The following is a 7,688-nucleotide window of genomic DNA, read 5'->3' on the forward strand; positions in this document are numbered from 1 at the left end:
AAAACTGTTTGATCAACTAAAACTGGTGTGGAAGGTATTGCGACGCCCGAGTGTCCATTACAGTCTTGGCTTTTTGACCATCGGTGGCTTTATTGCGGGGATTATGTTCTGGGGTGGTTTTAACACGGCTTTAGAATTAACTAACCGCGAGGAGTTTTGTATCGGCTGCCACGAAATGGAAAACAACGTTTACCAAGAGTTGCAAACAACGATTCACTTTTCTAACCGCAGTGGTGTGCGTGCAACGTGTCCTGATTGTCACGTACCGCATAACTGGACAGATAAAATTGCCCGTAAAATGCAAGCGTCTAAAGAAGTGTGGGGTAAGGTGTTTGGCACCATTAACACCCGTGAAAAGTTCGAAGCAAAGCGTCGCCATTTAGCTGAAAACGAATGGAACCGCCTTAAAGCCAACGACTCTTTAGAGTGTCGTAACTGCCATAACTTTGATTACATGGATTTTACCCGTCAGTCTAAGCGTGCATCGCAAATGCATTCAACGTCGTTAGCTAGCGGTGAAAAAACCTGTATCGATTGTCATAAGGGGATTGCACACCAATTACCTGACATGGCGGGTGTAGAAGGTTTCTAACGCTCAGTATCATCATAAAATGAACAAGGCCAGCAATTTGCTGGCCTTGTTTTTTGTCTGGTATTAACACCTAGTGCTTATCGCAATCCTATTCATGACAAAATGAGTTACGACAAATCGACTTGTTTGCCAATCACATCAATTAAATACTCAGTAAAATCGTGGCCGTGATGTTGTAACATCTTCGGGAACATCGAAATGGGTGTTAGCCCAGGGAAGGTGTTGATTTCATTGAGTAGAATTTGATTGTCTTGGGTTAAAAAGAAATCAATACGCGATAAATGACGTAGCTTCATGCCTTTAAAGGCTTTTATGGCATAATCTCGAATTTGCTGGCTAAGTTCGGCAGACAAATTGTTCGCCACCACATCGGTGCGTGCCTTGCTGTTTTTGGCGTATTTTTCGTCAAATGAGTAAAAGGTATTGCTGTCGCAAATAATCTCACCGGGTAAGGTTGCAACCACTTCACCTTGATATTCGTACACGGCCACTTCTAATTCGCGAGCGCGAATCGTTTGCTCAACCACCACATAAGGTGCGTAACTAAAGGCATCGTGAAGCACTTTGGCGATACTGGTTTTATCATCGACTTTATAACAGCCTACCGACGAGCCTTGAGAGGCTGCTTTAATAAATACCGAGCCCCATTGATCAAATGCCGCTTCAGTTTGCTTAATGGCGTCATCGTCGAGTTGGTGTAAAAAAATGTACGGCGTATTAGGCACGCCCAGGGCTGAAAACCACATTTTTGCAGTAATTTTATTAAAACAATTGCTTGAGGCTTCTGACTCACAGCCAAAGTAGGGCAGTTGGATTAAATTAAAGTAAGACTGAATATCGCCCGTTTCACCCGGGAAGCCATGAATACAAGGAATGACATAATCTACCGGCCATGCTGGGGTGCTGTCATCTTCAAAACGAATTTCACGACGGTTGGTTAAGTCACATAACTTACCGTCTTCAGTGTGGTAATGCCCGTGCTTGTCGAGTACTAATTTTAGTAGCGAAAATTTATCTGACGTTGCCAGTGATGACTCAAAAAAACGTGCAGACATTAACGAAATATCGTGTTCTGCACCGCCACCGCCGCACAATAACAGCAGATTAATCTTTGGCATGTTTACTCCTGAAAAGACCGACAAAATGGGCTTGGGTGTTGTCCGATTAGCCCTGAAAATGAGTGCTTATGATAAAGACCCACAGCCATGCAGCGCAAGTAAGAGTTAATAATATTTCAGCATATTTAGCCTGGTTTTTGTGGTTGATTGCTGATTTAAGATAATTAATCGGTATACCGCTTATAAGTTACTCACATGATTAAAGCATTGCGTATTCGGGCGGGAGTTTAGTGGCTAAGGCCTGTTGATCTTTGCTGGTTGAATTTTGTTCGAGTTAAAAACGTGTTAATCGAGGCGAATGGATTGTAGCCTAGTCACCTAAGCAACTCTTTATTTGTAAAGCATTGTTCAACAAAGAGTAAAACGTTTTTAGCCGAACCCTGTGGGCAGCGTTTGTTGGTCATTTTTACTGCGTTATCGACTTTTTATGTAGAATAACTACACCTCAAAGTCTCTGCCGCGCACTTGTATATGAGTAATGGTCAACAATTCGCTGCAAAAACAACCTTGAAAGGTCAACAGGCCCTAGGCTAGCAATATAAAAATGACACCCCCTTTATATTTATAAAAGAGGTGTCATGAGGTATCGGCTAGACTCGCGTGGCTAAGGCGTTAACATCAGCCACGGCTAACGTGCGTTTAAAAGCGATAGGTTACGTTAACAGAACCGTTAACCGGTGCGCCGTAATAGCCAACAGTTGCTAAACTATTGATGTACTTCTCGTCAGTCAGGTTATTAATGTTTGCTCTTAAGGTGAGGTCGTCAGACACATCCCAGCTGGCAAAAGCATTAACGACTAGGTAGGCATCTTGCTCAACGTTGTAATCAACATTTTTGGTTTTAGACTGCCATCGACCGCCCAAGCCAACACTCACGTCGGGTAATTGTGGCAGAGTATAATCCATCGAGAAGTTCACCACGTTGCGAGCGGCCCATTCGTTTGCTTTATCGCCGTTTTCATCTTCGACATCAAGCAAGGTATAACCAAATACTGCATTAAGGTTGTCGGTAATACGTCCGGTGACTTCAACTTCAAAGCCCTTAGATTCGACATTCACCCCTTTATAATAGTAATTGCCGTTGGCATTAAGGCCTGCGTAGCTTGCAAGGTTATTTTGCTCAGCACTAAATAACGCAAAGGTTGCCATTAAGTCGTTATCAAGCCAAAGGGTTTTAAGCCCTAGCTCATAGTTAACCCCTTTAGTGGGCGCTAAAAAGTAGCCGTCGTAATCATACTGCTCTTGCGGTTGGTAAATGTCTGAATAACTAAAATAGGTATTGATATCATCTGTGATGCTGTACACCACACCCGCATATGGGCTGAATTCACTTTCATCGTTGTCGATATCAACGCCGCTATTTACACCCTCGCGAGTGTATTTTATTGCATTAAAGCCTGCGACTAAGAATAGGCTGTCATTGATATTGAATTTGGTTGAACCATATGCACGCAGTAAGCTGACATCAATGTCGGAATACTCGACTTTACCGCCCCATTCAGGTTCAGGGATGGCATCAATGTCATATGGGAAAGCAGGGGTAGGGCCAAATGCAGTTGTTGTTGCGTAATCAAATGGGTACTGGTACATGTACTTTTTACTTTGAGAGCCGCTCAATCCTAACGTCATCTCGTGATCTTGACCAAACAAGCTGTAATGCCCAAGAGTGGTAATGTCTAACAAGTCAGCTGAAAAATCAGTGTCATAACGTCCTGGCCAACCGGTTAAGCCTAAGCCCGTGTCTTTATCGATAGTGCCATAGGCGTAAAATAATTTGCTTTGGTCTTCTAGGCTTTGGTGGTTATAAGCAACTTTAACATCCCAGTCATTTGGTAATGTGTAAGTGTATTCAACAAACGCTGTGGTATTGAGGGTGTCCCACATGGTCCATTCTTGGGTGGTTGTTGCGCTTGTGTCCCATTCGGCCTGGGTGCCGTCAGTGTAATTAAACACTAATCCGCCCCAGGTATTGCCATCGGTGTTGGCATCTTGATAAGAAAATCCTAACGCTAAAGTTGAATTATCGGTTAATTGGCCGTCAACGATAGCATAAAGATAGCCACGGTCATTTTCTAGGCCGTCTAAGTAGGAGTCTTTATCTTCGGCAACCGCGACAACCCTAGCAGCCCAACTGCCACTGTCTGTTAACAGGACTGAGTAATCGGCTTGCACGCGTTTAAAATCGTCCGAACCGTATGATACACCCACTTCGCCTTCATTTTCGTTTGTTGGGCGTTTACGTACGTAATTAATGGTACCAGCAGAATTACCAATACCTGTAAGTAAGCCGTTTGCACCGCGAATGACTTCAATTTTTTCGTAACCATAAGCTTCCATTGCGCCGGTCACAATCCCCCAATCATTGGGTAAGCCGACCCCATCAATTTGGGTACTTTTAATTTCAAAACCGCGAGAGGTATATTGCGTACGGTTGGTTTCCCACTCTTCGACATTGATACCGGTCGCCAGACGAAGCACATCATTAAGGTTGTTAGCAGCAAAGTTAGTGATTTGCTCGTTGCTGACCACACTGATTGATTGCGGTGTCTCATCAATCTCCATGGTTAATCCGGTTGCGCCTTGGCTAACACGTTTATAGCGCACGCCTATAATTTGGATTTTTTCGATATTTGGGTCATTGCTTTCTGCATTTTGTTGCTCGGCAGCATAGGCTTGGGGCTGGACGAAAAGGCCCATCGCCAAAGCTAATGTTGAAAGTGCAAAAATATTTTTAGGTTGCATGGTTTGCCTTACCTGATTGCTAAGATGACTGGAATTAACACCGTGACACAATGTTAAGATACACGAATGGTATTGTTAATCATTATCATTTACAACCCAATATTGAGATAAAAAACACAAAATGCGATCAATAAATCATTATTTACAATTAATAATGATTATCATTCTATTGTTGTTGAGATTGGTTATCAATCGTATTAGCATATGGGCAATATTGGTCTTTACATAGGCCGCGAACAGATTCGGAAGACAGATGGCAAAACTTAATAATCGATTTTGGTTCAGGCTGCATGGCTGGTTTTCATTACCCGTGTGGATCATTTTTTGTTTTGTGTGCCTTACAGGGACCATTTCAGTCATTAGCCATGAGTTAACCTGGCTGACTAACCCTGAAGCACGGGCAAGTAATCCACTGCATGCCCAAGAAAAACCGATGTCGGAACTGGTAGAGATTGTTCAGCAAGCGCATCCAACGGCCAGTATTTCAACGGTAATGAGTTTTGAGCCTTATTTGGTTAATGCGGTTATTTTTACCGATAAGGACGTGCCGTTTGCTATTGCTTATGTTAATCAGTACACAGGTGACATCCAGGAGATTAACCAAGGCATCACCTTTATTAATTTTATGCGGTCTTTGCATGGCTGGTTGCTGTTTCCTTGGCATAGTAATTACAGCGTAGGCTATTACATTGTTTGTGCCATGGCCATTGTGATGCTTGGGGCGCTCATTACAGGGCTTGTGGTGTATAAAAATTTCTGGCGGGCTTTCACTCAACCTAAATTACGTGTCACTCAAGGCAAAAAAACACTGCTCGCAGATTTACATCGTTTAGCTGGTGTATGGTCTATGTGGTTTTTACTGCTTATGAGCATTACCGGTTTGTGGTATTTGGCACAAGCAATCATGTGGCACAATCATATTGAGCTTGAAGAGCATGCACCGTTAATAGAAGTGAGTCAGGTGCCTATGTCGTCTAATGACGCGCCGACAAGACCTTATACATTGTCTAATGCATTACACCTAGCTGAGCAGCAATTTCCTGGCTTTAAAAGTACCTATGTGATGTTGCCTGAACACCAAAGAGATACGTATAAAGTGTATGGTCAAGGCGATCATATTTTTTATGATCAGTATGCTTATGGGGTAACGGTTAATCCCTGGAACGGCAATGTTGAAAGCGAGCGAACACCTGCAAAAATGACCACGTTACAAACGCTATCGCACATTGCCGATCCGCTGCATTACGGCACAATTGGTGGGTTGTGGACAAAAGCGATTTGGTTTGTTTTTGGCATTTTTCTAACTGGCATGTCTATTACAGGCTTTTTAATGTGGGCAGGGCGAACCGTTAAAGCTGCCAAAGCTAATGTAGAGGACACTTCGAGTGTTAACTCGCATTTTGTTAAACAGGAGAGTCACTAATGGCCCGCATGCAAAGCACACTTTGGAACCGTTACAAATATAAAATCAATGGCTTAATATTAGTTCTGGTGGGCTATTTTTTATATCAGTCTCTGTTTCCGCAATTTCCTGATGCGCTGCCTACTCAGGAGCTTGGTGCATTTGAAGTCACCCCAATTCCTTATAATGTGGATGCCCCATACTTGCATGATGGCACTTATACCAAGGACTTTTTACTCCTATTCAGTAAAGGGCAGGTAAGTGCAATCCGCCAAGCATATTTAACCATTGGTACAGCACCTTTGCCATTAGCGACTTTAGCCTCGGGTGACGCAGGGATTTTACACGGTAGTCAACATGGACAAGAAGTGCATGCCATTGCACCAGAAGTGTTACTTGCGGAACATAAAATTTGGCTGACCATTGAAGACTGGCAAGGGCAACAACAAGTGACGAGCTGGGCTTTACCTGAAGTATTATATTCTCACCACTGATTGCTAGCCTTGTGTGTTATTTGCTGGCGGTAAACTATCAGTCGCCAGCAATAACGCACAATCGTTAAATGCCAAATGCCTTACGCTCAGATTCACATTCATATTCAGCCATTTCAAATTCACGGCAAATCAGCGGTCTTAGTTCGTAAATCGAACACATCATGGTGTCTCTGTCTAGGGCTGCACACCAACCATCATCAAGTCGACGCATCACTTCTCCGCCCCAATTATCTTTGGCTATATAGGCTTTGGGTACGCCGGTTTCGGTGATTAACATCACTTCTAATCGGCAGCAACAGGCTTGGCAATTTGAGCAGGTTATCGGGTTTTGGCTTGGCGTAGCGGTGTCGATAGCACTGCCTGATTGAGGTGAGGCGCTCGGCGCAATATCGGTAAACTTGGCAATAAGATTTGAAGGCATTAAAGGCTGCGGTTAACTATTTTGGCTAAGGATACCGTAATGTTGGCTGGTTATCCTAATTGCCTATAACAAAATAACCATCAAACGATGCTTGATGGCTATGTCTATACCCAATCAACTTGAAGATCCGTATTTTGGAACGTCATCGTGTTTTCAATACTAGACGCGTTTATGCGGTAACGTAGGTACCTTATAAATTAACGCAACAACGCTCTTGATTTAAAAATCAGGGGAACACGGTGAAACTCCCAAGGGGCAAGTTTTACACGCGTTTATGCTGCGGCTTTTGTTAATTTAGCTGATTTTGGAAAGGGAACAACCATTACCCACAATCAATGCCTTGTCTAAACGTGTATAAATTCTTGCTGAAATCGAGCATCTTCAGGTTGTTTGGGTATAGGTAGCAAACAACGCTTACCATAAATTAGAGTTTGACCACTTTGCCCGTTAATGCGACACCTGCCATTAATGCACCAGCACCACATTGAAACGTGTCATTACTGCTGGTGAGGTTATGCTTGTAGTTTGATTTTATCTCTACCACCGCATTACCGCCTTCTTTTATCGCACGATCTTTTAAGGCTATCATCGCCGATAAAAATACCCATTGGCACGCCTCTAAATCGGTTTTATTAAAGGCATTGGTTTTTTTACTGGTGCTAAACTCTCCCATTGTTTGCTGAGGTTCACCATAAGGTTGATCGCCAAAATAAAAACGGACACTGTCGCCAAGCTTGTTTTTAGCATGATCTGTGTTCATGGCATCTGCTATCGTGTAGTTGCCAATATCATCGCGGGCAAAGGTTGTTGCTGGCAGCAAACAGAGTGCCAAAATCATTGTTGCTAAGGTGTGCTTCATTTATTAAAAAAGTCCTTTTAGTGATTGCTGTTAAATTTAACCCTTAAGCCGAGCAAAATA

Annotated in this window: 7 protein-coding genes; 3 read left to right on the forward strand and 4 right to left on the reverse strand. The window is 43.1% G+C overall.

The window, feature by feature from the left end:
• The first annotated feature begins 4 nt into the window (after positions 1–4).
• Positions 5–592 carry a cytochrome c3 family protein gene (locus tag L2703_RS08160; protein ID WP_248970648.1) on the forward strand — a complete coding sequence of 196 codons (588 nt, stop codon included), beginning with the start codon at positions 5–7 and terminating at the stop codon, positions 590–592.
• Positions 593–699: 107 nt separating this feature from the next.
• On the opposite strand, the gene L2703_RS08165 is transcribed toward L2703_RS08160, so the two are convergent.
• Both L2703_RS08165 and L2703_RS08170 read right to left on the reverse strand, forming a co-directional pair.
• On the reverse strand, positions 700–1,710 hold the full coding sequence (locus L2703_RS08165) for a D-alanine--D-alanine ligase (RefSeq protein WP_248970609.1): 1,011 nt from the start codon (positions 1,708–1,710) through the stop codon (positions 700–702).
• 639 nt (positions 1,711–2,349) lie between these two features.
• Complete coding sequence (locus tag L2703_RS08170; protein WP_248970610.1) at positions 2,350–4,452, reverse strand: TonB-dependent siderophore receptor; 2,103 nt, start codon at positions 4,450–4,452, stop codon at positions 2,350–2,352.
• 253 nt (positions 4,453–4,705) lie between these two features.
• Between L2703_RS08170 and L2703_RS08175 the strand changes: the two genes are divergently transcribed.
• Together L2703_RS08175 and L2703_RS08180 are read left to right on the forward strand one after the other, a co-directional pair.
• Positions 4,706–5,875: a PepSY-associated TM helix domain-containing protein gene (locus L2703_RS08175; RefSeq protein ID WP_248970611.1), complete on the forward strand. Its 1,170-nt coding sequence runs from the start codon at positions 4,706–4,708 to the stop codon at positions 5,873–5,875.
• Positions 5,875–6,348, forward strand: coding sequence for a hypothetical protein (locus L2703_RS08180; protein WP_248970612.1), 474 nt, complete (start codon positions 5,875–5,877; stop codon positions 6,346–6,348). The genes L2703_RS08175 and L2703_RS08180 overlap by 1 nt, the downstream gene beginning before the upstream one ends.
• A 64-nt stretch (positions 6,349–6,412) precedes the next feature.
• Here L2703_RS08180 and L2703_RS08185 read toward each other — a convergent pair whose 3' ends face one another.
• Both L2703_RS08185 and L2703_RS08190 read right to left on the reverse strand, forming a co-directional pair.
• A complete protein-coding gene (locus L2703_RS08185; protein ID WP_238103268.1) occupies positions 6,413–6,769 on the reverse strand; it encodes a YkgJ family cysteine cluster protein in 357 nt (118 codons plus the stop codon).
• Positions 6,770–7,193: 424 nt separating this feature from the next.
• Positions 7,194–7,628: an excinuclease gene (locus L2703_RS08190; protein ID WP_248970613.1), complete on the reverse strand. Its 435-nt coding sequence runs from the start codon at positions 7,626–7,628 to the stop codon at positions 7,194–7,196.
• Positions 7,629–7,688: the final 60 nt, after the last annotated feature.

Source organism: Shewanella basaltis (assembly GCF_023283885.1).
GTDB lineage: Bacteria > Pseudomonadota > Gammaproteobacteria > Enterobacterales > Shewanellaceae > Shewanella > Shewanella basaltis.